We start from the raw sequence: 22337 nt of genomic DNA on the forward strand, positions 1-22337 counted from the left end.
TTCGTGGTGGGAAATTGCCATGAGACAGCGTTACCCCGGTCTTCCTCGCCTAATACATTGATTCCGGATGGGAAACCTAGCAGAAAGCCATCGCGCATTTTTTGTTCTGAAACAGAAGCTTCACAAACGGGCCGGGCAGGACGCCCAGCCCGGCCCGCGCGGTCAATGGCTGCCGGAATGCCCGAAACCACCGGCGCCGCGCTGGCTCTCGTCGAATTCCTCGACCAGTTTGAAGTGGGCCTGGACCACCGGCACCAGCACCAACTGCGCGATGCGCTCGCCCACGGCGATGTTGAAGGCCGTTTGGCCGCGATTCCAGCACGAGACCATCAATTCGCCCTGGTAGTCGGAATCGATCAGGCCCACCAGGTTGCCCAGCACGATGCCGTGCTTATGGCCCAGGCCCGAGCGCGGCAGGATCAGCGCGGCCAGGCCCGGGTCGCCGATGTACACCGACAGGCCGGTAGGAATCAGCAGGGTCTGGCCTGGTTCCAGGATCGTGTCCTGCTTGAGCATCGCCCGCAGGTCGAGGCCAGCGGAGCCCGGTGTGGCGTATTGCGGCAGCGGGAATTCGCTACCGATGCGTGGGTCGAGGATCTTGGCTTGTAAGGCGTGCATGACATTAAACCTGGTTCAGACGTTCGGCGATAAAAGTGATCAGCTGGCGGGCAATCTTGCTCTTGCTGGTCTGGGCGAAAAGGGTGGGGTGCAACTGGCGGTCGATCACGCTGCAGGCGTTTTCTTCGCTGTTGAAGCCGATGCTCGGATTGGCGACGTCGTTGGCGACGATCAAGTCGAGGTTCTTGTCCTTGAGCTTGCGGGCGGCGTAATCGAGCAGGTGTTCGGTCTCGGCGGCGAAACCGACACTGAACGGACGGTCGGGGCGGGTGGCGATGCTGGCCAGGATGTCCGGGTTGCGCACCATTTGCAGTAGCAGGCCGTCGCCGCTTGTAGGGTCTTTCTTCAATTTTTGCGGGGCAACGACTTCGGGGCGGTAGTCCGCTACCGCAGCCGAGGCGATGAACAGGTCGCAGGGGATGGCCGCTTCACAGGCCGCGAGCATGTCCCGGGCACTGACCACGTCGATGCGCGTGACCCGGTCCGGGGTTGGCAAGTGCACGGGACCGGTGATCAGCGTGACCCGGGCGCCGGCTTCCACGGCGGCTTCGGCCAGGGCGAAGCCCATTTTCCCGGAGCTGTGGTTGGTGATGTAGCGCACCGGGTCGATGTTTTCCTGGGTCGGCCCGGCGGTGATCAGCACGTGCTTGCCGGTCAGGGCCTGGCGCTGGAAGCAGTCGGCGGCGCACTGGGCCAGGTCCGTGGCTTCGAGCATGCGCCCCATGCCGACATCGCCGCAGGCCTGGCTGCCGGAGGCCGGGCCAAAGACTTTCAGGGCGCGGCTTTCCAGCAATTGCAGGTTGGCCTGGGTGGCCGGGTCGCGCCACATGGCCTGGTTCATGGCGGGTGCGACGGCGACCACGGCGTCGGTGGCGAGCACCAGGGTGGTCAACAGGTCGTCGGCAATGCCTTGGGCCAGGCGGGCGATCAGGTCAGCCGTGGCCGGGGCGATCAGCACCAGGTCGGCCCACTTGGCCAGTTCGATATGGCCCATGGCGGCTTCGGCCGCCGGGTCGAGCAAGTCCAGGTGGACCGGGTGTCCGGACAGGGCTTGCATGGTCAGCGGGGTAATGAACTCGCTGCCGCCACGGGTCATGACGACCCGTACTTCCGCGCCCTGGTCGATGAGTCGGCGAACCAGCTCGGCGCTCTTGTAGGCGGCAATGCCGCCGCCGACGCCCAGAACGATGCGTTTCCGATACAGCCGCTGCATAGGCCTGCCTTTCGATTTCAGTGGTCAGTGCAAGGCGAACCCCTTGGCAGCAGCTGCCAGGGTGCAAATCGCCTGCAAAAAAGATGGGCTACGATATCACAGCGACCGCTACGGAACAGCGGCGCCCACAATCAGGGAGATGCCATGAGTATTCGCGATTGGCCTGCGGCCGAGCGGCCGCGGGAGAGGTTATTGGCGCTGGGGGCGGGGAGTCTTTCGGACGCCGAGCTGCTGGCGATTTTTTTACGAACCGGCGTGTCCGGCAAAAGCGCGGTGGATCTGGCGCGACAACTGTTGATTCAATTTGGCAGCCTGCGCGCGCTGCTTGAAGCGGATCAGATCACATTCAGTAATCACATGGGGCTCGGGCCGGCGAAGTTTGCCCAACTGCAGGCGGCTCAGGAAATGAGTCGGCGGCATTTGGCTGAACGGGCGCGGGAAAAGCCCATGCTGGAAAGCCCGTTCGCGGTTCGTGAATACCTCAAGTCCATGCTGCGTCACGAACCCCACGAGGTGTTCGGTTGCCTGTTTCTCAACGCCAAGCACCAGGTGCTGACCTTCGAGGCGCTGTTCCGCGGTTCTATCGATAGCGCCAGTGTCCATCCCCGGCAGGTGGTCAAGCGGGCACTGGCCCACAACGCCGCTGCGTTGATCCTGTGCCACAACCACCCCTCCGGCAACACCGAGCCCAGCCAGGCCGACCGGGTGCTTACCGAGCGGCTCCAGGAGGCCCTGGAGCTGATCGACGTGCGGGTGCTCGATCACTTCATTGTTGGCGACGGGGAGCCGCTGTCGATGGCGGAGTATGGGTGGATGTAGGCACGGTCTGACGATACGGGGCCCTTTGTGGGGGGCGAGCTTGCTCGCGATAGCGGTCGGTCAGTCGACATCGATGCTATCTGACGCGCCGCAATCGCGAGCAAGCTCGCTCCCACAGGGTTTGCTGTGGGCCGGGTTACTTGAGGCTGACCTTGGAGTAGTCCTGCCGCCCAAACGGGCTCACCGCATAACCCTGCACATCCTTGCGGGTCAGCGCGAAGGCGGTGGGGTGCGCCAGGGGCAGCCACAGGGCCTGCTGCTGGATCTGGGCCTGGGCCTGCTCGTAGAGCTTGGCGCGCACACCTTGTTCGCCGGTGGTCTTGCCGGCGCTGATCAGTTTGTCCAGGTCCGGGTTGCAGTAGCGGGCGAAGTTGGTGCCGGACTTGAGCGCCGCGCAGGAAAACTGCGGTGTGAGGAAGTTGTCCGGGTCGCCGTTGTCGCCGGCCCAGCCCATGAACAGCAGGTCATGTTCGCCGGCCTTGGCGCGGCGGATCAGTTCGCCCCATTCGATCACGCGGATTTCCGCCTGGATGCCGATCTGCGCCAGGTCGGATTGCAGCAGTTGTGCGCCAACGCTGGGATTGGGGTTGAGCAGGCTGCCGGAAGGGCGGGTCCAGATGGTGGTCTGGAAGCCTTCCTTCAAGCCGGCCTTGGCCAGCAGGTCACGGGCCTTCGCCGGGTCATGGGCGTAGCCGGGCAGGTTTTTGGCGTAGCTCCAGGTGTTGGGCGGGTAGGGGCCGTTGGCGGCTTCGGCGGTGCCTTCGAAGACGGTCTTGAGGTAGCTGGCCTTGTCGAAGGCCAGGTTGATGGCTTGTCGCACCTCAGGCTTGTCCAGTGGCGGATGCTGGCTGTTGATCGCCACGAACGCGGTCATGAAGGCGTCGGTCTGGGCCACGCTCAGGGTCGGTTCCTGCCGGGCGGCCTGCACGTCCAGCGGCTTGGGCGACAAGGCGATCTGGCATTCGTTGCGGCGCAGTTTCTGCAGGCGCACATTGGCATCCGGCGTGATGGCGAAGACCAGCGGGTCCACTTTGGGCTTGCCGCCGAAATAGGCGTCATTGGCCTTGTAGCGGATCGAGGCGTCCTTCTGGAACCGGCTGAAGATGAACGGGCCGGTGCCGATCGGCTGGTTGTTGAGTTTTTCCGGCGTGCCGGCCTGCATCAGTTGATCGGCGTATTCGGCCGAATAGATGGAGGCAAAGCCCATGCTCAACGTTGCCAGGAAGGTCGAATCGGCGTGATCGAGGGTGAAACGCACGGTCAGCGGGTCCAGGGCGTCGATTTTCTTGATCAGCGCCGGCAATTGCATGGACTGGGCGTGGGGGAAACCGCTTTGCGCAACCTTGTGCCACGGGTTCGCCGGATCGAGCATGCGCTCGAAGCTGAACTTCACGTCCTCGGCGGTCAGGTCGCGGCGCGGCGTGAAGTACTCGGTGTGATGGAACTTGACCTGTGGCCGCAGCTTGAACACGTAGGTCAGGCCATCGGTAGAGACTTCCCAGCGCTCGGCCAGGCTGGGGACCACTTTGCCGCTGGCGGTATCGAAATCCACCAGGCGGTTCATCAGCACGTCGGCGGAGGCGTTGGTGGTGGTCAGGGAGTTGTACTGGACGACATCGAACCCTTCCGGGCTGGCTTCGGTGCAGACGCTCAGGGCGGCGGCCCAGGCCTGCGGGGTGATCAGCAGAGGGGCGAGCAACAACGGTAGGGCAGCGAGGCGCATGGTCGGTTTCCTGTGCAAGTCGAAGGCCCATCTGCGAGTGCAGTCTGGAAAAGGCCTACCCTAGTGGGCTCGCTGCCAAATGACTATCCCCTTTTTGCATTTTCCGGCACGCTGCGGCGACGGTATGGGTGGCCGGAACCTGGCGCACGTGAAAAAAACCTGCGTGCAGCGACGAGCGGTCAGGGGCCGTGCCAGCCTCTGCCCCAGCCGTCCGGGGCGGTGAGCCGATGTTTCTCCAGGAAGACAAATCACATCGACTGTTGTTGCGCTGTGGTCTTTCTGGTATAAAGCAGCGCTCTTTTCTAGGGGCCCGGTTCCTTCACTGTAGGTGTAGCCGGTAAGACCCTTAAAGAAACGCGGCGCCTGGCGCCAAATGACTGAGAGATTAAGCGGCCAACCCATGCCGGGTTGGGCATGTGGTTTTAGAGGGCTGAGGCATGTCGAGAGTCTGTCAAGTTACCGGTAAGGGTCCGGTGACTGGGAATAACATTTCCCACGCAAACAACAAAACCCGTCGTCGTTTCCTGCCGAACCTGCAGCATCACCGCTTCTGGGTTGAAGAAGAGAAACGTTTTGTGCGTCTGCGCGTATCTGCCAAGGGCATGCGCATCATCGACAAGCGTGGCATCAGTGTCGTGCTGGCCGAACTTCGTCGCGATGGCAAGGTTTAAGGGAGCTAATCATGCGTGAATTGATTCGTTTGATCTCGAGCGCCGGTACTGGTCACTTCTACACTACCGACAAGAACAAGCGTACTACCCCGGACAAAATCGAGATCAAGAAATATGATCCGGTTGTTCGCAAGCACGTGATCTACAAGGAAGGCAAAATCAAGTAATTGATTTTTCCCTCTTACGAAAAAGGCCCGTATCGCGAGATACGGGCCTTTTTTGTTGCGTTTGGGGCTTGTGGATCAACCGCATTTAATGCCGACGATAATCCCGTCGGCATCAGTTACAAGATTGATGCGTCGTGGGCTCAGATCGTAGGTTATAGGGTGCTTTGGGCCTGCGGGGCGAACCTGGGCCCCGTTAGCCAGGGCGCGAACCTCTTCACGCAGCTCAGGGGTATATTTTTGGCCAATGGTGTACTGGGCGATAGCGATATCGCACTGATCTTGGGGCATCGGCACGATAACGGTGTCGTTTTGACTAGGCATTTTTAGCTTCCTTGCTGAGATTTAAAAAGTTAAGGCACTCACCGGTCGGGTTGGTCGTGCATCCTGCGCGTCCCCCGCGACGATAATTTGTGCGTGCCTGCGACAGGTTTTAATCGTCACCGCGGCCATTGGCCAATGATTAAGTGTCACTGTCTTTTACGGTTTGGCTGTGGCCTCCTCAAACACCACGTAGATCTTGCGGCACGGCTCCAGCACTTCCCAGGTGCCCTTGAACCCGGCCGGGATCACGAAGCGGTCGCCGGCCCGCAGGGTCTTGGCGTTGCCATCGTTGTCCCGCAGCACGGAAACGCCCTGGACGATCTCGCAGTATTCATGTTCGGTGTAATTGACCGTCCATTGACCGACGGCGCCTTCCCATACGCCAGCGTTCATTTGTCCACAGGGGCTGCTGTAGTGGTTGAACACGGTTTGCTCGGGATCGCCCTTGAACACCTTGGCCGGGTCCGGGCGATAACGTTCGGCGGTGGTATTGGCCTGACTGAAGTCGACGATGTCCTGAATGCTCATGCGGTTGATCCCCGGTGATCGCTTGGAAGGCTTCGAGTCTATGTTTATTAAAACGAACATCGCAAGGTCGTTTGCCGCCGTTGTGTCAAATATATTGAAACATGACCAGCCGCTGGTTTAGGGTGGCGGGTGCCCTATGCCGAAAACAGCGCCGAAAACAGGCTGGCCGGGCAGAATTCTTTTGAGCGCTGCGCATTGCGCGGCGTTCGTACTCAATAAGAGGAGGACACACGCATGACCACCCTGACTCGTACCGATTGGGAACAACGCGCCCGGGACCTGAAGATCGAAGGCCGTGCCTTCATCAACGGTGAGTACACCGATGCGGTGTCCGGCGAAACGTTCGAATGCCTCAGCCCTGTCGATGGCCGCCTGCTGGGCAAGATCGCCAGCTGCGACGTGGCCGACGCCCAGCGTGCCGTCGAAAATGCCCGCGCCACCTTCAACTCCGGCGTCTGGTCGCGCCTGGCGCCAAGCAAACGCAAAACCACCATGATCCGTTTCGCCGGCTTGCTCAAGCAGCATGCCGAGGAGCTGGCGCTGCTGGAAACCCTGGACATGGGCAAGCCGATCAGCGATTCGCTGAACATCGACGTGCCTGGCGCGGCCCAGGCCTTGAGCTGGAGCGGTGAAGCCATCGACAAGCTCTACGACGAAGTGGCGGCCACCCCGCACGATCAACTGGGCCTGGTGACCCGTGAGCCGGTGGGTGTCGTGGGGGCTATCGTGCCCTGGAACTTCCCGTTGATGATGGCCTGCTGGAAGCTCGGCCCTGCGCTGTCCACCGGTAACTCGGTGGTGCTCAAGCCGTCGGAAAAATCCCCGCTGACCGCCATCCGTATCGCGGCGCTGGCGATCGAGGCCGGCATTCCGAAAGGCGTGCTGAACGTGTTGCCAGGCTACGGCCACACCGTCGGCAAGGCCCTGGCCCTGCATATGGATGTCGATACGCTGGTGTTCACCGGCTCCACCAAGATCGCCAAGCAACTGATGATCTATTCCGGCGAATCCAACATGAAGCGCATCTGGCTGGAAGCCGGCGGCAAGAGCCCGAATATCGTGTTCGCCGATGCCCCGGACCTGCAAGCCGCCGCCGAATCCGCTGCCAGCGCCATCGCCTTCAACCAGGGCGAAGTCTGCACCGCCGGCTCGCGGCTGTTGGTGGAGCGCTCCATCAAGGACACCTTCCTGCCGCTGGTGATCGAAGCCCTCAAGGGCTGGAAGCCGGGCAACCCCCTGGACCCGGCCACCAATGTCGGCGCCCTGGTCGATACCCAGCAGATGAACACCGTGCTGTCCTACATCGAGGCTGGCCATAGCGATGGCGCCAAACTGGTGGCCGGTGGCAAGCGCATCCTTGAGGAAACCGGCGGCACGTACGTCGAGCCGACGATTTTCGATGGTGTGAGCAACGCCATGAAAATCGCCCAGGAAGAGATTTTCGGCCCGGTATTGTCGGTCATCGCCTTCGACACCGCCGAGCAGGCCATCGAGATCGCCAACGACACGCCGTATGGCCTGGCCGCAGCGGTATGGACCAAGGACATCTCCAAGGCTCACCTGACCGCCAAGGCCCTGCGTGCCGGCAGCGTATGGGTCAACCAGTACGATGGCGGCGACATGACCGCACCGTTCGGTGGCTTCAAGCAGTCGGGCAACGGTCGCGACAAGTCGCTGCATGCGTTCGACAAATACACCGAGCTGAAGTCGACCTGGATCAAGCTCTGACAGTGACGGCCCCGGACTCTGTCCAGGGCTTTCATACCACACAGGTCATTTGTGGGAGCGGGCTTGCTCGCGAAAGCGGAGTGTCAGTCAACTAGCTGTTGAGTGTGAAACCGCCTTCGCGAGCAAGCCCGCTCCCACATTGGTCGGGGATGGGCGCAAGATTGGCGGTCAACGCAAATCCCCTGTGGGAGCGAGCTTGCTCGCGATAGCGGTACGACAATCGACGACGTTGTTGAATGTTGCGCCGTCATCGCGAGCCAGCTCGCTCCCACAATGTTTTGGGTGATGGTTGGGATTGATAACTGTCCACAGGAGCGTGGAAATGCGTTGGGCAACCTATTTCGCCGTGCTGGCGTCTGTCCTGAGCGTCGGCCTGGCCCTGGGCGTGAGCATGCCGTTGGTGTCGCTGCGCCTGGAGGGCTGGGGTTATGGCTCGTTCGCTATTGGTGTGATGGCGGCCATGCCAGCCGTGGGGGTGTTGCTCGGGGCCAAGGTGTCGAGCCGGTTGGCGGCGCGGTTCGGCACGGCGGCGTTGATGCGCCTGTGCCTGTGGGGCGGTGCGGTGTCCATCGGGTTGCTGGCGCTGCTGCCCAGCTATCCGGTCTGGTTGCTGCTGCGCCTGATGATTGGCGTGGTCCTGACCTTGGTGTTCATTCTGGGTGAGAGCTGGATCAACCAACTGGTCATTGAACGATGGCGTGGGCGGTTGGTGGCGCTGTACGGCAGCAGCTACGCCCTGAGCCAGTTGTCCGGCCCGCTGCTGCTGGGCGCGCTGGGGACCGATCATGACTACGGTTTCTGGGTGGGCGTCGGTCTGCTGTTGGTCGCACCCTTGCTATTGCTGGGCCGTAGCGGTGCGCCGAGCAGCGAGGCCGGCAACGTCACGTTCGGCGATTTGTGGACGTTTTGCCGTGGCTTGCCGGCGATTGCCTGGGCGGTCTCGTTGTTCGCTGCGTTCGAGGCGATGATCCTCACGTTGTTGCCGGTGTATTGCCTGCGCCAGGGTTTCACGGCCGACATTGCGCTGGCGATGGTCAGCACCGTGGTGGTCGGTGATGCCTTGCTGCAATTGCCCATCGGCGCCCTGGCCGATCGCGTCTCTCGCCGGGCCCTGTTGACGGGGTGCGCGGTGGCGTTGATGTTATCGAGCCTGGCGGTTCCGCTGTTGATCGATACCCTGTTGATCTGGCCGCTGTGGGTACTGTTCGGTGCCAGCGCGGGCGGCTTGTTCACGCTGTCGCTGATCCTGATCGGCGAGCGTTACCGCGACGATGCGCTGGTGCGGGCCAATGCCCATGTCGCGCAGCTGTGGGGGCTCGGTTGCCTGATTGGCCCATTGGTGGCGGGGGCGGGCAGCCAATGGGTCAGCGGACATGCACTGCCTTTGTTCATGGCGGCCGGGGCGTTCGGGTTGGTGATCCTGCTGTTGCGCCAGGGGGCGTTCGGGGCAACCCAAACGGCCTGAGCCCCCTGTCTGTTTAACTGGGTACATAGATCCCCCTCACCATAGGTTTGTGCAGGCCTACAGCATCCGCTCCAATCCGACAGTCGTGGCGAACCAGGCATTGAACCGGCGCCACCAACTGCCCGGTTCGCGGTCCAGGTCGTGGATCTTGCCATTGTCTTCGGTGGTCCATACAAGCGTTCCATCTTCCAGCCTGGCCTGATAACTCAGGGCCGGCGCCATGCCTTGCAGGGCCAGCTCGCGCACTTGGCCGGCGAGTTGCGGGCTGTCCACCAGCACGCCGACTTCGGTGTTCCACAGCACGGAGCGCGGGTCGAAATTGAACGAACCGATGAAGGATTTCTGCTGGTCGAAGATGATCGCCTTGCTGTGCAGGCTGGAATCCGATTCGCCGTAGGATTTGCTGTAGAACAGATGCGGGCTGGCGCCGGTGTCGCCCGGTTGTCGTCGCAGTTCGAACAGGCGCACGCCATGTTGCAGCAGGGCCTTGCGGTACGGTGCGTAGCCGCCGTGCACGGCGGGCACGTCGGTGGCTTCCAGGGAGTTGGTCAGCAGGCTCACCGACACGCCGGCGTCGGCGCGACTGGTCAGGTACACCAAGCCTGGCTGGCCGGGGACGAAGTAGGCGGAAATCATGATCAGTTCTTTGCTGACGCCCGTCAGCTCGGGGGCCAGTTGGGTAGTCAGCAATAGCTGAGGGTCCGGTTCGTCCTTGGCCAGCACTTTACTGGGCGCGTCCCACAGCGCCTGGTTCCAGGCCCAGATCAACTGGTCTCGCCAGGTGTCCAGGCGCGGTTGGGTCTTGTAGGCGGTCAGCTGCTGGTAGAGCGCGTGGTTTTCCTTGTGGGTCTGCTCCAGGGACTCTTGCAGGCGCAGGCGGCTGTTGGCCAGGTCCTTGGGCGTGGGGCGATGGGACAGGAACTGTTCGATGGGTTTGCTCAGGGCGCTGTTCCAGTACTGGTCGAAGCTATGGCCCAATTGTTCGGCCACCGGACCGACACTGAGCAGGTCGATGTCGGTGAAGTTCAGGTTGGGTTCGGCGTCGAAGTACTCATCGCCCAGGTTGCGACCGCCGACGATGGCCATGCTGTTGTCCGCCAGCCACAGCTTGTTGTGCATCCGGCGGTGTTGCAACGACAGGTCGAACAGGCGCCCGAGGCTGCGAGTCACGCCGGTGGCGCGTCCCAGGTGCAGCGGATTGAACAGGCGAATCTGGATTTGCGGATGGGCGGCGAGGGTGGCGATGATCTGATCCTGGCCATCGCTGGTGGTGTCGTCCAGCAGGATCCGCACGCGCACACCCCGGTCGGCGGCCTTGAGCAGTTCATCCACCAGCATGCGTGTGCTGATGCCGTCATGGACGATGTAGTACTGCAAATCCAGGCTGCCTTGGGCATGGCGAATCAGCTCGGCCCGGGCGGTGAAGGCCTCGGTGCTGTCCGACAGCAGTCGAAAGCCCGAGCGCCCTTCATGGGCGGCGGCCTGGGCCTGGACCGAGCGGCCGAACGAGGATTCGGTGGCCGGCAGGGCCTGGGAGGGCTCGCGGGTGATATCAAGACCGGCGCAGCCGCTCAGCAGTGAGACGACTAACAGCAGCGCAGGCAGGATCGGTCTGGATCTCACGTAGGATCGTTCCGCTTGTTCACATTGATCGGCTGTTGGGTGCTGCTTCTCTGGGTAAAGTTCAGACGACGTCGCGCTGGGTTTCGTTCAACAGCGCGATAGCGGCGGCTCCGACCTTGCGCACGGCCTCTTCGATCTGGGCCGTGGGCTTGGCAGCGTAGTTCATCCGCAGGCAATTGCGGTACTTGCCCGAGGCCGAAAAAATACTGCCGACGGCGACCTGCACGCCTTGGTCCAGCAGCGCCCGATTGAGCTTCAGCGTGTCGAAGCCGTCGGGCAATTCGATCCACAGCATGAAACTGCCCCGTGGGCGACTGGCACGGGTGCCCGTAGGAAAATAGCGGCTGACCCAGTCGATCATTACGTCGCGATTGCGCTGGTATTGCGTACGCATCCGCCGCAAATGGGGTTCGAAATGCCCGCCCTTGAGAAATTCGGCAATGGCGATCTGCGGCTGTGGCGCGGTAGAGCCGGTGCTGATGTATTTCATGTGCAGCACCCGCTCCAGATACCGGCCTGGCGCGACCCAGCCAATGCGCAGGCCAGGCGCCAGGGTCTTGGAAAACGAACTGCAGAGCAGGACGCGACCGTCTTCATCGAAGGACTTGATGGTGCGTGGACGGGGGTATGTGTAGGCCAATTCCCCATACACATCATCTTCGATGATCGCCACATCGAAGCGCTGTGCCAGGTTCAGCAGCGCGCGTTTATTGGCGTCGGGCATGATGTAACCCAGCGGATTATTGCAGCTGGGGGTCAACTGTATGGCCTTGATGGGCCATTGCTCCAAGGCCAGCTCCAGTGCATCGAGGCTGATGCCGGTAAGCGGGTCGGTGGGGATTTCCAAGGCCTTCATGCCCAGGCCCTTGAGGGTCTGCATGGCCCCGTGAAAGCTGGGTGAGTCCACTGCGACGATATCGCCTTGTTCGCAGGTGGCGCGGATGCTGACCGACAGGGCTTCATGACAGCCGGTGGTGACGATCAGGTCGTTGGGGCCCAGTTGGCAGCCGGAGTCCAACGACAGTCGGGCGATCTGTTCACGCAACGCGAGGTTGCCGTAGATGTTGTCGTAATACAGGCCGGGCATGTCCTGCCGGCGGCTGATCTGCGCCAGGCTGCGCAGCAGCGGTTTCATGGTCGGCGAGTTGATGTCCGGCATGCCGCGTCCCAGTTGCACCACATCCGGGCGCGGTACGGCGCGTATCAGCTCCAGCACCTGGTCCCACTGGGAAATATCCACGGGGCGCTGGGCCGGACGGCCTACGACCGGCAGGTCCGGCAATTCGCGACCCACGGGTACGAAGTAACCGGACTTGGGTCTCGGCATCGCCAGCCCACTGTCCTCCAGCACGCGATAGGCCTGCTGCACCGTACTCAAGCTGACCCCGTGTTCCGTGCTCAATGCCCGCACAGACGGCAGCCGGTCGCCGGGGCGGTAGAAGCCCTGTTCGATACGGGTGCCAAGCAGTTCGGCGAGGTTCACGTAGAGGGTCATGGTGCACTCCCGATGAGATGGACAACTGCAACCGATACAGTTGGATTGGAAAATGACAATTCAGTGAGGAAAATACCGAATCTGTATGCTTATAAAAGAAATTGGTTGAATCTGTATTGCTTTTGGCCCTCCGCGCATCATGAAACCTCTGGCTACCCAAGTAAACAGGAGCGATCAAAATGAACGGCTTGAGCGATGTGCGGCTGACGTTACACAGTCAGGAACTGGCGGCAGGGCAGGAGAAGGGGCTGCGCAGCGCGACATTGCGCAATGCGCCGTCCGGCCTGAGCCGCTGGGCCCTGTTCTGGCATCGTCTGCATACACGCAAGGCCTTGTTGGAACTTACACCCGAACAGTTGCGTGACGTCGGGCTGAGTCGGGAGCAGGCGCGGGAGGAGGGGCTCAAACCGTTCTGGCGGCTTTGAAGCAATAGGAACCCGGTGGCGAGGGAGCTTGCTCCCGCTGGGCTGCGTAGCAGACCTTCTTTTTGCGGTTGCTGCGCAACCGAGCGGGAGCAAGCTCCCTCGCCACGGATCCAGAACTAAACCAACTCTTTCAACCGATGCCACAACATCCCCAACGCTAACAGCGGTGAGCGCAAATGCTTGCCCCCCGGGAAGGTCATGTGCGGGACCTGGGCGAACAGGTCAAAACCGCTGCTGTGCTGCCCGCTGATGGCTTCGGCCAACAGTTTGCCGGCCAGGTGCGTGGCATTCACCCCATGGCCGGAATAGGCCTGGGCGTAATACACATTGGGCTGGTCCTTGAGCCGGCCGATCTGCGGCAAACGGTTGGCACCAATGCCAATCATCCCGCCCCATTGATAATCGATTTTCACATCCGCCAATTGCGGGAACACCTTGAGCATTTTCGGACGCATGTAGGCGCCAATGTCCTGCGGGTCGCGGCCGGAATAGTGACAGGCCCCACCGAACAGCAAGCGGCGATCCGCCGAAAGCCGGTAGTAATCCAGTGCGACCCGTTGGTCGCAGACGGCCATGTTCTGCGGCAACAGCGCCTGTGCCTGGGCCTGGCTCAAGGGTTCGGTGGCGATGATGTAGCTGCCGGCCGGCAGGACCTTGCCGCCGAGTTGCGGATTGAGTCCATTGAGATAGGCATTGCAGCCCAGCACCAGCGTCTTGGCCCGGACTGAGCCGTGTTGGGTGTGCACGTTCACTTCAGGGCCGTAGTCGATGTGCGTGACCGCCGATTGTTCGAACAGCCGGACCCCCAATTGCTGCGCGGCGGCGGCTTCGCCCAGGGCCAGGTTCAACGGATGCAAATGGCCCGAGCCCATGTCGATCAATCCGCCGACGTAGCGATCCGAACCCACGACGCTGTGCATTTCGTCGGCTTGCAGCAGTCGGGTCGGGTGGCGATAACCCAGGCTGCGCAATTCTTCGGCGTCTTCGGCGAAGCCTTCCAGGTCGCTGGGTTTGTTGGCGAGGTCGCAGTAACCCCAGGTGAGGTCGCACGGGATTTGAAAACGCTCGACGCGCTGTCGAACGATTTCCACGGCCTCAAGCCCCATGAGTTTCATCTGGCGCACGCCGTCGGTGCCGATGATCGGCGCGAACTGGTCGAGGCCATGACCGACGCCACGGATCAATTGGCCGCCGTTGCGCCCGCTGGCCCCCCAGCCGATCCTGTGCGCTTCCAGCAGCACCACGCTCATGCCGCGTTCGGCCAGTTCGATCGCCGTGTTCAACCCGGAGAACCCGCCGCCGACGACGCAGACATCCGCCCGCAACTCACCCTGCAGCAGCGGATGGTCCGGTTGCGGCAGGCTGCTGGCGGCGTAGTAAGAGGCGGCGTGCGCGTGGTTCGGGACAGGTTGCTGAACACGGGCGTTCATGTGCGTAATCCTGATTGTTGTGTTTGAGAAATTTTACGGAGCATAAGCCGGGGATTCCTTCCTGGGCAACATCGGTCGGTTGGCGCTGTCTGGGAGGTGGCCTTTAAGGCAGAATCCCGGTTTGTCCCTCTCGGTAACCGCCTCGATGAGCTGCAACAGTCAAAAAATCCGCACGCTACGCCAGCAGATTCCCTCGTTCGAGTGCGTACCGGGCTGTCACGACTGCTGCGGTCCGGTCACCACCTCGCCCGAGGAAATGGCCCGCTTGCCGCGCAAGACCCGCGCCGAACAGGACGCGGCCATGGACGCCTTGGACTGCGTGCACCTGGGGCCCGACGGTTGCACCGTCTACGACGAGCGGCCGCTGATCTGCCGGCTGTTTGGCACCACGGCGACCTTGCCGTGTCCCAATGGCCGGCGGCCGGTGGAACTGATTCATCCGCGGGTCGAGAAACAGATTCATGAGTACATGGCCAGCACCCGGCAGGTGTTGGTCTAGCCGCCAGGGGGACCGAGTCGCGGCCTTCGCGAGCAAGCTCGCTCCCACAATGGATCTCGGTTCGTTCGCAAGAACGTGCTCATCCCTTAGCTGATTGGGAGCGAGCCTGCTCGCGAAAGCAGTCTGGAGCCAGGCTCAATCCGGAATCGGCAGGTTCAAGCTCTCCTTCACTTCTTCCATCACGATGTAGCTCTTGGATTCGCGCACGTGGGGCAGTTTGAGCAGGATGTCCCCCAGCAGTTTGCGGTACGACGCCATCTCGGAAATCCGTGCTTTCACCAGGTAGTCGAAATCCCCTGACACCAGATGACATTCCAGCACGTGAGGCAGTTTCAGCACGGCGCGTCGGAACTCTTCGAAGGTGTCGCCGGATTTGTAGTCGAGGCTGATCTCGACAAATACCAGCAGGCTGCCCTTCAAGTGCTGCGGATTGAGCCGGGCGTTGTAGCCCATGATGATGCCCTCGCGCTCCAGGCGCCGGACCCGTTCGGTACAGGGCGTGGTGGACAGGCCGACCTTTTCCCCCAGCTCGGTGAAGGAGATCCGCCCGTCCGCCTGGAGAATGCGCAGGATGTTGCGGTCGATCTTGTCCAGCTCGCGTTTGGTCTGGGTATTGGTACGCACAGGTGATGCGCCTCCATGAAAAGGGGTTTTGCCGAGAATTCTCGCCAAATATAGGTGTTTATATAGTGAAAAGCACTGGCTGATCTTTTTTACACTGCGCCCATCTAAGCTGTGTACAACAAACGTCAGCGGTTTATCCGCGATGAGGGCATCAACATGCGCGTTCTGGTCTTGGGTAGCGGCGTCATCGGTACCGTCAGTGCTTATTATCTGGCTCGTGCCGGGTTTGAAGTGGTGGTGGTCGATCGTCAGCCAGCACCTGCCATGGAAACCAGTTTCGCCAACGCCGGCCAAGTGTCGCCGGGTTATGCCTCGCCATGGGCCGCGCCGGGCGTGCCGCTCAAGGCTATCAAGTGGCTGCTGCAACGGCATGCGCCACTGGCGATCAAGGCCACTGCCGACATCGACCAATACCTGTGGATGGCGCAGATGCTGCGCAACTGCACCGCCAGCCGCTATGCGACCAACAAGGAACGCATGGTGCGCCTGTCCGAGTACAGCCGTGACTGCCTCGACGAGCTGCGCGCCGAAACCGGCATTGCCTACGAGGGCCGTAGCCTGGGGACTACACAGTTGTTCCGCACCCAGGCCCAGCTCGATGGCGCGGCAAAGGACATCGCCGTGCTGAAAGAGTCCGGCGTACCCTTCGAAGTGCTCGACCGCGAAGGCATCGCCCGGGTCGAACCGGCACTGGCCAATGTCACCGACATCCTGGCCGGTGCCTTGCGCCTGCCTAACGACCAGACCGGCGACTGTCAGATGTTTACCACGCGCCTGGCGGAAATGGCCGTGAAGCTAGGTGTGCAATTCCGCTTCGGCCAGGATATCCAGCGCCTGGACTTCGCTGGCGACCGCATCAACGGTGTCTGGATCGACGGCAAGCTGGAAACCGCCGACCGCTATGTGCTCGCCCTGGGCAGCTATTCGCCGCAATTGCTCAAGCCCCTCGGGATCCGTGCGCCGGTGTATCCGCTCAAGGGTTACTCCCTGACCGTGCCGATCACCAACCCGACGATGGCCCCGACCTCGACCATTCTCGACGAAACCTACAAGGTCGCGATCACCCGCTTCGACAATCGCATCCGGGTGGGCGGCATGGCGGAGATCGCCGGTTTTGACCTGTCCCTCAACCCGCGTCGGCGTGAAACCCTGGAGATGATCGTCAACGACCTTTATCCTCAGGGCGGCGATCTGGCCCAGGCCAGTTTCTGGACCGGCTTGCGTCCGACCACCCCGGACGGCACGCCCATCGTCGGTGCCACGCCCTTCAAGAATCTGTTCCTGAACACCGGCCACGGTACCCTCGGATGGACCATGGCCTGTGGTTCCGGTCGCCTGTTGGCCGACCTGATGGCGAAGAAAAAGCCGCAGATCAGCGCCGAAGGTCTCGATATTTCCCGTTATGGCAGCAAACCCCAGGAGTCTGCAAAACATGTCAATCCAGCGCCAGCTCACCAATGACCGCATGAGCCAAGTTGTCGTGCACAACGGCACCGTTTACCTGGCCGGGCAGGTCGGCGACGACATGAACGCCGGTATTGAACAGCAGACCCGCGAATGCCTGGCCAATATCGAGCGTTTGCTGGACTTGTCGGGGACCGACAAGACGCGGCTGCTATCGGTGACGATCTACCTGAAGGACATCGAGGCCCACTTCGCAGGCATGAATGCCGTCTGGGATAAGTGGTTGCCCAAAGGTGTCGCCCCGGCCCGGGCCACGGTGGAGGCCAAACTGTGTGAACCGCAGATCCTGGTGGAGCTGTCCGTCGTGGCTGCGCTGCCTTAATACCGGCCCAAACGATTCCTCTCCCGGCGCTGTGGGTGGTCCACCCTGCCAGCCCGCGCCGGTTTTTTCTTCATGACCGCCTAGAAGCCTGCCGCCATGCGTCCTGCCCGTGCCCTGATCGACCTCCAAGCCCTGCGTCACAACTACCAATTGGCCCGTGAGGTCACGGGGGCCAAGGCCCTTGCGGTGATCAAGGCCGACGCCTACGGGCACGGCGCGGTGCGGTGCGCCGAGGCGCTGCAGGCCACGGCGGACGGGTTCGCCGTGGCCTGCATCGAAGAAGCCCTGGAGCTGCGGGCCGGAGGGATCCGTGGGCCGATTCTGCTGCTGGAAGGTTTTTTCGAAGCCGATGAGTTGCCCTTGATCGTCGAGCACGACTTCTGGTGTGTGGTGCATTCGTTGTGGCAGCTCGAAGCGATTGAAAAAACCGCGCTGAGCCAGCCGATCACGGTCTGGCTCAAGCTCGATTCGGGGATGCACCGGGTCGGGTTGCACCCGGCGGATTACCAGGCGGCCTACCGTCGCCTGCTGGCCAGCGGCAAAGTGGCGAAGATTGTCCTGATGAGCCACTTCGCCCGCGCCGATGAACTGCACGATCCCAGCAGCACCGAGCAACTGGCCGTGTTCGAGGCGGCCCGTCAGGGGCTGGCGGCAGAGGTCAGCCTGCGCAACTCCCCTGCGGTGCTGGGCTGGCCGCAGATGCCGAGCGACTGGGTGCGGCCGGGCATCATGCTCTACGGCGCGACCCCCTTCGACGAACCCAACACGGTCGCCTCGCGCCTGCAACCGGTGATGACCCTGGAGTCGAAGATCATCTGTGTGCGTGAATTGCCCGCCGGTGAGCCGGTGGGCTACGGTGCTCGCTTCGTGACCACGCAACCGACCCGGGTCGGGGTGGTCGCCATGGGCTATGCCGACGGCTACCCGCGCCAGGCGCCTAACGGCACCCCGGTGCGGGTGGATGGGCAGCGCAGCCAGCTGGTCGGGCGGGTGTCGATGGACATGCTGTGTGTCGACTTGACCCATGTCCCCCAGGCCGGACTCGGCTCGACCGTGGAATTGTGGGGCAAGCACATCCTCGCCAGTGATGTCGCCAAGGCTGCAGACACGATTCCTTACCAGATTTTCTGCAACCTGCGGCGGGTGCCACGGCTCTATTCCGGGGGCTGAGACGAAGCGCCACCTACCGAAAGTCGCTTCACCGCACAGGATTCGGGTCAAAGTGTTGTAAATACTGAACGCTGTCGCCATGATAACGCTCACTTTCCTCACAACCTGATTCCCTGGAGGCTCCAGCATTGGACGTCGGTGAACGACTGCAATCCATTCGTAAACTCAAAGGCCTTTCCCAGCGTGAACTCGCCAAGCGCGCGGGCGTCACCAACAGCACTATTTCGATGATCGAGAAGAACAGCGTCAGCCCCTCGATCAGCTCGCTGCGCAAGGTCCTTGGCGGGATTCCCATGTCCATGGTCGAGTTTTTCTCCGAAGAGATCCTTCAGGAAAAACCGACCCAGATCGTCTACAAAGCCAACGAACTGATCGACATCTCCGATGGTGCCGTGACCATGAAGCTGGTGGGCCGGGCACACCCGAGCCGGGCGATTGCCTTCCTCAACGAGATCTATCCGCCGGGTGCCGATACCGGTGAAGAGATGCTCACCCATGAGGGCGAGGAGACCGGGATCCTGGTGGAAGGGCGGCTGGAACTGGTGGTTGGCCTCGAAACCTTCGTGCTCGAGGCGGGCGACAGCTACTATTTCGAAAGCACCAAGCCCCACCGTTTCCGCAATCCGTTCGACGTGCCGGCGCGACTGATCAGCGCAGCCACGCCGGCCAATTTCTAGACCGAGAGGCGCCAGGCCCGCGTGGCAAAGGCGCCCACCTGTTGGACTGTCAAGACAAACAAGACCCTTGCGACTTTGGGGTTGTTTCAGAGTGACAGGCTTACCGCTATACTTGCGCCCGCCTGCAAACCGTGGCCGCAGGCGTGACTAGCCACCATTGAGGGTGTACGCGTGAACCTAATTATGAAAATGCTGGCTGCACCAGCAACCGTATTGGCCCTATGGGCAGTCAGTGCCCAAGCGGCGACCAACGACGAAATTGCCAAGCGCCTTGAACCCGTCGGCCAGGTCTGCGTTCAGGGGCAGGAATGTAAAGGCATGGAAGTTGCCGTTGCTGCGGGCGGCGGCGGTAAGAAAACGCCCGATGAGGTTATTGCAAAACATTGTAACGCTTGCCATGGTTCCGGCCTGCTGGGCGCTCCAAAGATCGGTGACACAGCAGCCTGGAAAGAGCGCGCTGATCATCAAGGCGGTTTGGATGGCATCCTTGCGAAAGCCATTACCGGTATTAATGCCATGCCACCCAAAGGTACCTGCGCAGATTGCTCGGATGACGACCTCAAGGGCGCCATCAAGAAAATGTCCGGCTTGTAATTCGCCCGCATCTTCGCAAAAAAAGCCGCTTACGAGCGGCTTTTTTGCGTCGCGGATTTTTCGGGACTGTTCATCGCAACCAAGACCCGGCAAGCTCGGTCCAACCCACATTCATGGAATGTCCCGGAGGGTCCGATGGTGCAGTTGTGTTCAATCGAACAGGCGGTGGATGATGTGCTCGAGCGCCTGCCCGCGCATATTCACCTCGGCATGCCCCTGGGGCTGGGCAAGCCCAACCTGTTCGCCAACGCGTTGTACCGGCGCATCGCACAGCTGCCCGAGCGACAGCTGACGATCTACACCGCTCTGAGCCTGGGCCGGCCAAACCTGGGCGATGGTTTGCAGAAGCGCTTCCTCGAACCCTTTGTCGAACGGGTCTTCGGCGACTATCCCGAACTGGATTACCTGGTCGACCTGCACCAAGACAGTCTGCCGGCCAACATCCGCGTCCAGCAGTTCTTCATGCAGCCCGGCAGCCTGCTGCACAGTACATCGGCCCAGCAGAGCTACGTCAGCAGCAACTACAGCCACGCCGCCCGGGACATCAACGCCGCCGGCTTGAACCTGGTGGCGCAACTGGTGGCGAGCGCCCCGGAACACCCGGATCGCCTGAGCCTGAGCTGCAACCCGGACATCACCCTCGACCTGCTGCCGATGATCGCCAAGCGCCGGGCGGCCGGGGAAACCATTCTCCTGGTCGGCCAGGTGCACAACGATTTGCCCTACATGCCGGGCGACGCGGAAGTCGGCATCGACGCTTTCGACCTGTTGATCGACGAGAAGGACAGCCACACGCTGTTTTCCACGCCGAACATGCCGGTGGGTTTCCAGGATCATCTGATTGGTCTACATGCCAGTACCCTGGTGCGCGACGGCGGGACGTTGCAGATCGGCATCGGCGCCATGGGCGACGCGTTGACGGCGGCGCTGCTGGCGCGTCAGGCCGATAACGCCGGTTACCAGGCGTTGCTGGCGGACCTGAACCTTAGCCAGTGGGCGCAACTGATCGAGCGCGAGGGCGGGGTCGAGCCGTTTGCCAAAGGGCTGTACGGTTGCAGTGAAATGTTCGTCAACGGTTTGCTGGTGCTGGCCGAGGCCGGGATCATCCGGCGCAAGGTCTACCCCGACGAGCCGACCCAGGAACGGGCCAACGCCGGGACCCTCGACGAGGCGGCACAACCCGACGGCATCTGCATACACGGCGGCTTCTTCCTCGGCCCGCGCAGTTTTTACGAGCGCCTGCGTGAGTTGCCACAGAGCCGTCTTCTCGAATTCAACATGACGCGCATCAGTTACATCAACGAGCTGTACGGCCAGGAATCACTCAAGCGCCTGCAGCGCCTCGATGCCCGTTTCATCAATACCGTCTTCACCATGACCCTGATGGGGGCCGGGGTGGCCGATCAGTTGGAGGACGGGCGAGTGCTCAGCGGCGTGGGCGGGCAATACAACTTCGTTGCCCAGGGCCATGCGCTGGAGGGCGGACGCTCGATCCTGCTGCTGCGCAGTTGGCGCGAGGCCGGGGGCGAGATCAGCTCGAACATCGTCTGGGAGTACGGCCATTGCACGATCCCCCGGCACCTGCGCGACATCGTGGTGACCGAATACGGCATCGCCGACCTGCGCGGCAAGACCGACGCCGCGGTGATCGAGGCGTTGCTGAACATCAGCGACTCACGCTTCCAGCCCGGGCTGATCGAGCAGGCGCAAAAGGCCGGCAAGTTGCCGAAGGATTTCCGCCTCGATCCACGGTTCGCCGACAACACGTCGGAGCGGCTGCAGGCGATCCAGGCTCGGCATCCGAATCTGTTTCCCGAATACCCGCTGGGCTGTGATTTCGATGGGGTCGAGCGGGACCTGTTGCGGGCGCTGAATTGGCTTAAAAGCAAGTTCAAGCTCACCGAGATCCTGGAGTTGGGCAAAGCCGCGCTGGATGCGCCAGAGCCCTGGGAATTTGCCGGGCATCTGGAGCGGATGCAACTGACCAGTCCCGAAGGGCTGAGGGAGGAGCTGTTTCAGCGGCTCTTGCTTGCCGGCCTCAAGGCCACTGCGCCATCGCGAACAACCTGAACCCCTGTGGGAGCGAGCTTGCTCGCGATGGCGGTCTGTCAGATACCTTTTATGTAACAGATACACCGCTATCGCGAGCAAGCTCGCTCCCACTGGGGGCACTGGGTCAGTCGATGAAGGTCACGACCCCACCCGCCAACGACTTCACCCGTGCCAACGACTCGACGCGATAGCCCTGGGCGTCCAGTTCCGCGCGGCCGCCCTGGAACGACTTCTCGATCACGATCCCCAGCCCGGCGACAGTGGCGCCGGCTTGCTTGATGATGGAAATCAGCGCCTGGGAGGCTTTGCCGTTGGCCAGGAAGTCATCAATGATCAGCACCCGATCGCTGCTGGTCAGGTGACGCGGGCTGATGGCGACGGTGCTTTCGGTTTTCTTGGTAAACGAATACACGGTGGCCGACAGCAGGTTCTCCGTCAGGGTCAGGGATTGTTGCTTGCGGGCGAAGATCACCGGTACGCCAAGATTCAGCCCGGTCATGATCGCCGGGGCGATGCCCGAGGCTTCGATGGTGACGATCTTGGTGATGCCCGAATCCTTGAACAGCGCGGCGAATTCGTCGCCGATCAGCTTCATCAATTGCGGGTCGATCTGGTGGTTCAGGAAAGCGTCGACTTTCAGGACCTGATCGGAAAGCACGATGCCTTGTTCACGAATTTTCTGGTGCAGGGCTTCCATGAAGCCTCCTCT

At 61.9% G+C, this 22337-nt stretch carries 23 protein-coding genes; 13 read left to right on the forward strand and 10 right to left on the reverse strand.

What is annotated here, in order from left to right:
- Positions 1-162: 162 nt before the first annotated feature.
- A complete protein-coding gene (dut, locus tag BM321_RS14930; protein ID WP_092442989.1) occupies positions 163-618 on the reverse strand; it encodes a dUTP diphosphatase in 456 nt (151 codons plus the stop codon).
- Between the two features lie 4 nt (positions 619-622).
- On the reverse strand, positions 623-1831 hold the full coding sequence (coaBC, locus tag BM321_RS14935; protein WP_092442990.1) for a bifunctional phosphopantothenoylcysteine decarboxylase/phosphopantothenate--cysteine ligase CoaBC: 1209 nt from the start codon (positions 1829-1831) through the stop codon (positions 623-625).
- 144 nt (positions 1832-1975) lie between these two features.
- Between coaBC and radC the strand changes: the two genes are divergently transcribed.
- Complete coding sequence (radC, locus tag BM321_RS14940) at positions 1976-2650, forward strand: RadC family protein (RefSeq protein ID WP_092442991.1); 675 nt, start codon at positions 1976-1978, stop codon at positions 2648-2650.
- A gap of 136 nt (positions 2651-2786) precedes the next feature.
- On the opposite strand, the gene BM321_RS14945 is transcribed toward radC, so the two are convergent.
- Positions 2787-4373, reverse strand: a complete 1587-nt coding sequence (locus BM321_RS14945) for an ABC transporter substrate-binding protein (RefSeq protein ID WP_092442992.1) — start codon at positions 4371-4373, stop codon at positions 2787-2789.
- Positions 4374-4810: 437 nt separating this feature from the next.
- Here BM321_RS14945 and rpmB point away from each other — a divergent pair, with 437 nt between their 5' ends.
- Together rpmB and rpmG are read left to right on the forward strand one after the other, a co-directional pair.
- Positions 4811-5044 carry a 50S ribosomal protein L28 gene (gene rpmB, locus BM321_RS14950; protein WP_003177273.1) on the forward strand — a complete coding sequence of 78 codons (234 nt, stop codon included), beginning with the start codon at positions 4811-4813 and terminating at the stop codon, positions 5042-5044.
- Between the two features lie 11 nt (positions 5045-5055).
- A complete protein-coding gene (gene rpmG, locus BM321_RS14955; RefSeq protein ID WP_003177274.1) occupies positions 5056-5211 on the forward strand; it encodes a 50S ribosomal protein L33 in 156 nt (51 codons plus the stop codon).
- A 75-nt stretch (positions 5212-5286) separates the two neighbouring features.
- Here the strand turns inward: rpmG and BM321_RS14960 are convergent, their stop codons facing one another.
- Together BM321_RS14960 and BM321_RS14965 are read right to left on the reverse strand one after the other, a co-directional pair.
- Positions 5287-5532, reverse strand: a complete 246-nt coding sequence (locus BM321_RS14960; RefSeq protein WP_256573471.1) for an I78 family peptidase inhibitor — start codon at positions 5530-5532, stop codon at positions 5287-5289.
- 156 nt (positions 5533-5688) lie between these two features.
- Positions 5689-6060 (reverse strand): cupin domain-containing protein, encoded by a 372-nt coding sequence (locus BM321_RS14965; protein ID WP_092442993.1) that lies wholly within the window; start codon positions 6058-6060, stop codon positions 5689-5691.
- A gap of 234 nt (positions 6061-6294) precedes the next feature.
- On the opposite strand from BM321_RS14965, the gene BM321_RS14970 reads away from it, so the two are divergent.
- The gene (locus BM321_RS14970) at positions 6295-7788 is read left to right on the forward strand and encodes an aldehyde dehydrogenase (protein WP_072406074.1); all 1494 of its coding nucleotides are present in this window, start codon (positions 6295-6297) and stop codon (positions 7786-7788) included.
- 322 nt (positions 7789-8110) lie between these two features.
- Entirely contained in the window at positions 8111-9253 is a 1143-nt protein-coding gene (locus BM321_RS14975) for an MFS transporter (protein ID WP_092442994.1), read from the forward strand.
- 57 nt (positions 9254-9310) lie between these two features.
- Here the strand turns inward: BM321_RS14975 and BM321_RS14980 are convergent, their stop codons facing one another.
- Positions 9311-10876, reverse strand: coding sequence for a phospholipase D family protein (locus BM321_RS14980; RefSeq protein ID WP_092442995.1), 1566 nt, complete (start codon positions 10874-10876; stop codon positions 9311-9313).
- Positions 10877-10937: 61 nt separating this feature from the next.
- Positions 10938-12371, reverse strand: a complete 1434-nt coding sequence (locus tag BM321_RS14985; protein WP_072406068.1) for an aminotransferase-like domain-containing protein — start codon at positions 12369-12371, stop codon at positions 10938-10940.
- 179 nt (positions 12372-12550) lie between these two features.
- On the opposite strand from BM321_RS14985, the gene BM321_RS14990 reads away from it, so the two are divergent.
- Positions 12551-12796: a DUF1127 domain-containing protein gene (locus tag BM321_RS14990; protein ID WP_053126531.1), complete on the forward strand. Its 246-nt coding sequence runs from the start codon at positions 12551-12553 to the stop codon at positions 12794-12796.
- Between the two features lie 116 nt (positions 12797-12912).
- Here BM321_RS14990 and BM321_RS14995 read toward each other — a convergent pair whose 3' ends face one another.
- Positions 12913-14226, reverse strand: a complete 1314-nt coding sequence (locus BM321_RS14995; protein WP_092442996.1) for an NAD(P)/FAD-dependent oxidoreductase — start codon at positions 14224-14226, stop codon at positions 12913-12915.
- A gap of 145 nt (positions 14227-14371) precedes the next feature.
- Here BM321_RS14995 and BM321_RS15000 point away from each other — a divergent pair, with 145 nt between their 5' ends.
- A complete protein-coding gene (locus tag BM321_RS15000) occupies positions 14372-14725 on the forward strand; it encodes a YkgJ family cysteine cluster protein (RefSeq protein WP_092442997.1) in 354 nt (117 codons plus the stop codon).
- Between the two features lie 135 nt (positions 14726-14860).
- On the opposite strand, the gene BM321_RS15005 is transcribed toward BM321_RS15000, so the two are convergent.
- Entirely contained in the window at positions 14861-15349 is a 489-nt protein-coding gene (locus BM321_RS15005; RefSeq protein WP_003206849.1) for an Lrp/AsnC ligand binding domain-containing protein, read from the reverse strand.
- 156 nt (positions 15350-15505) lie between these two features.
- Between BM321_RS15005 and dadA the strand changes: the two genes are divergently transcribed.
- The 6 genes from dadA to BM321_RS15035 all read left to right on the forward strand — a co-directional run bounded on the left by dadA (position 15506) and on the right by BM321_RS15035 (position 21646).
- A complete protein-coding gene (gene dadA, locus BM321_RS15010; protein WP_092443032.1) occupies positions 15506-16810 on the forward strand; it encodes a D-amino acid dehydrogenase in 1305 nt (434 codons plus the stop codon).
- Positions 16782-17135, forward strand: coding sequence for a RidA family protein (locus BM321_RS15015; protein ID WP_092174459.1), 354 nt, complete (start codon positions 16782-16784; stop codon positions 17133-17135). Before dadA ends, BM321_RS15015 begins: the two co-directional genes overlap by 29 nt.
- Before the next feature lie 96 nt (positions 17136-17231).
- A complete protein-coding gene (alr, locus tag BM321_RS15020) occupies positions 17232-18305 on the forward strand; it encodes an alanine racemase (RefSeq protein WP_092442998.1) in 1074 nt (357 codons plus the stop codon).
- A 128-nt stretch (positions 18306-18433) separates the two neighbouring features.
- Complete coding sequence (locus tag BM321_RS15025; protein ID WP_017135864.1) at positions 18434-18982, forward strand: cupin domain-containing protein; 549 nt, start codon at positions 18434-18436, stop codon at positions 18980-18982.
- Positions 18983-19165: 183 nt separating this feature from the next.
- Positions 19166-19576: a c-type cytochrome gene (locus BM321_RS15030; RefSeq protein WP_092443035.1), complete on the forward strand. Its 411-nt coding sequence runs from the start codon at positions 19166-19168 to the stop codon at positions 19574-19576.
- Positions 19577-19711: 135 nt separating this feature from the next.
- On the forward strand, positions 19712-21646 hold the full coding sequence (locus BM321_RS15035; protein ID WP_092442999.1) for an acetyl-CoA hydrolase/transferase C-terminal domain-containing protein: 1935 nt from the start codon (positions 19712-19714) through the stop codon (positions 21644-21646).
- Positions 21647-21752: 106 nt separating this feature from the next.
- Here the strand turns inward: BM321_RS15035 and BM321_RS15040 are convergent, their stop codons facing one another.
- Positions 21753-22325: a xanthine phosphoribosyltransferase gene (locus BM321_RS15040; protein ID WP_003206836.1), complete on the reverse strand. Its 573-nt coding sequence runs from the start codon at positions 22323-22325 to the stop codon at positions 21753-21755.
- Positions 22326-22337: the final 12 nt, after the last annotated feature.

The sequence above is a fragment of the Pseudomonas sp. NFIX10 genome, from assembly GCF_900111955.1.
In the GTDB taxonomy this organism is placed as follows: domain Bacteria; phylum Pseudomonadota; class Gammaproteobacteria; order Pseudomonadales; family Pseudomonadaceae; genus Aquipseudomonas; species Aquipseudomonas fluorescens_AA.

What these genes read in the sequence shown, in the direction of transcription:
- coaBC (WP_092442990.1), bottom strand. Translation starts at nt 1,831, where the DNA reads ATGCAGCGGCTGTATCGGAAACGCATCGTTCTGGGCGTCGGCGGCGGC.
- BM321_RS14990 (WP_053126531.1), top strand. Translation starts at nt 12,551, where the DNA reads ATGAACGGCTTGAGCGATGTGCGGCTGACGTTACACAGTCAGGAACTG.
- rpmB (WP_003177273.1), top strand. Translation starts at nt 4,811, where the DNA reads ATGTCGAGAGTCTGTCAAGTTACCGGTAAGGGTCCGGTGACTGGGAAT.
- BM321_RS14965 (WP_092442993.1), bottom strand. Translation starts at nt 6,060, where the DNA reads ATGAGCATTCAGGACATCGTCGACTTCAGTCAGGCCAATACCACCGCC.
- radC (WP_092442991.1), top strand. Translation starts at nt 1,976, where the DNA reads ATGAGTATTCGCGATTGGCCTGCGGCCGAGCGGCCGCGGGAGAGGTTA.
- BM321_RS14975 (WP_092442994.1), top strand. Translation starts at nt 8,111, where the DNA reads ATGCGTTGGGCAACCTATTTCGCCGTGCTGGCGTCTGTCCTGAGCGTC.
- BM321_RS15040 (WP_003206836.1), bottom strand. Translation starts at nt 22,325, where the DNA reads ATGGAAGCCCTGCACCAGAAAATTCGTGAACAAGGCATCGTGCTTTCC.
- BM321_RS15030 (WP_092443035.1), top strand. Translation starts at nt 19,166, where the DNA reads ATGAAAATGCTGGCTGCACCAGCAACCGTATTGGCCCTATGGGCAGTC.
- BM321_RS14970 (WP_072406074.1), top strand. Translation starts at nt 6,295, where the DNA reads ATGACCACCCTGACTCGTACCGATTGGGAACAACGCGCCCGGGACCTG.
- BM321_RS14945 (WP_092442992.1), bottom strand. Translation starts at nt 4,373, where the DNA reads ATGCGCCTCGCTGCCCTACCGTTGTTGCTCGCCCCTCTGCTGATCACC.
- rpmG (WP_003177274.1), top strand. Translation starts at nt 5,056, where the DNA reads ATGCGTGAATTGATTCGTTTGATCTCGAGCGCCGGTACTGGTCACTTC.
- BM321_RS15035 (WP_092442999.1), top strand. Translation starts at nt 19,712, where the DNA reads ATGGTGCAGTTGTGTTCAATCGAACAGGCGGTGGATGATGTGCTCGAG.
- BM321_RS14985 (WP_072406068.1), bottom strand. Translation starts at nt 12,371, where the DNA reads ATGACCCTCTACGTGAACCTCGCCGAACTGCTTGGCACCCGTATCGAA.
- dadA (WP_092443032.1), top strand. Translation starts at nt 15,506, where the DNA reads ATGCGCGTTCTGGTCTTGGGTAGCGGCGTCATCGGTACCGTCAGTGCT.
- dut (WP_092442989.1), bottom strand. Translation starts at nt 618, where the DNA reads ATGCACGCCTTACAAGCCAAGATCCTCGACCCACGCATCGGTAGCGAA.
- alr (WP_092442998.1), top strand. Translation starts at nt 17,232, where the DNA reads ATGCGTCCTGCCCGTGCCCTGATCGACCTCCAAGCCCTGCGTCACAAC.
- BM321_RS15000 (WP_092442997.1), top strand. Translation starts at nt 14,372, where the DNA reads ATGAGCTGCAACAGTCAAAAAATCCGCACGCTACGCCAGCAGATTCCC.
- BM321_RS15015 (WP_092174459.1), top strand. Translation starts at nt 16,782, where the DNA reads ATGTCAATCCAGCGCCAGCTCACCAATGACCGCATGAGCCAAGTTGTC.
- BM321_RS14960 (WP_256573471.1), bottom strand. Translation starts at nt 5,532, where the DNA reads ATGCCTAGTCAAAACGACACCGTTATCGTGCCGATGCCCCAAGATCAG.
- BM321_RS14995 (WP_092442996.1), bottom strand. Translation starts at nt 14,226, where the DNA reads ATGAACGCCCGTGTTCAGCAACCTGTCCCGAACCACGCGCACGCCGCC.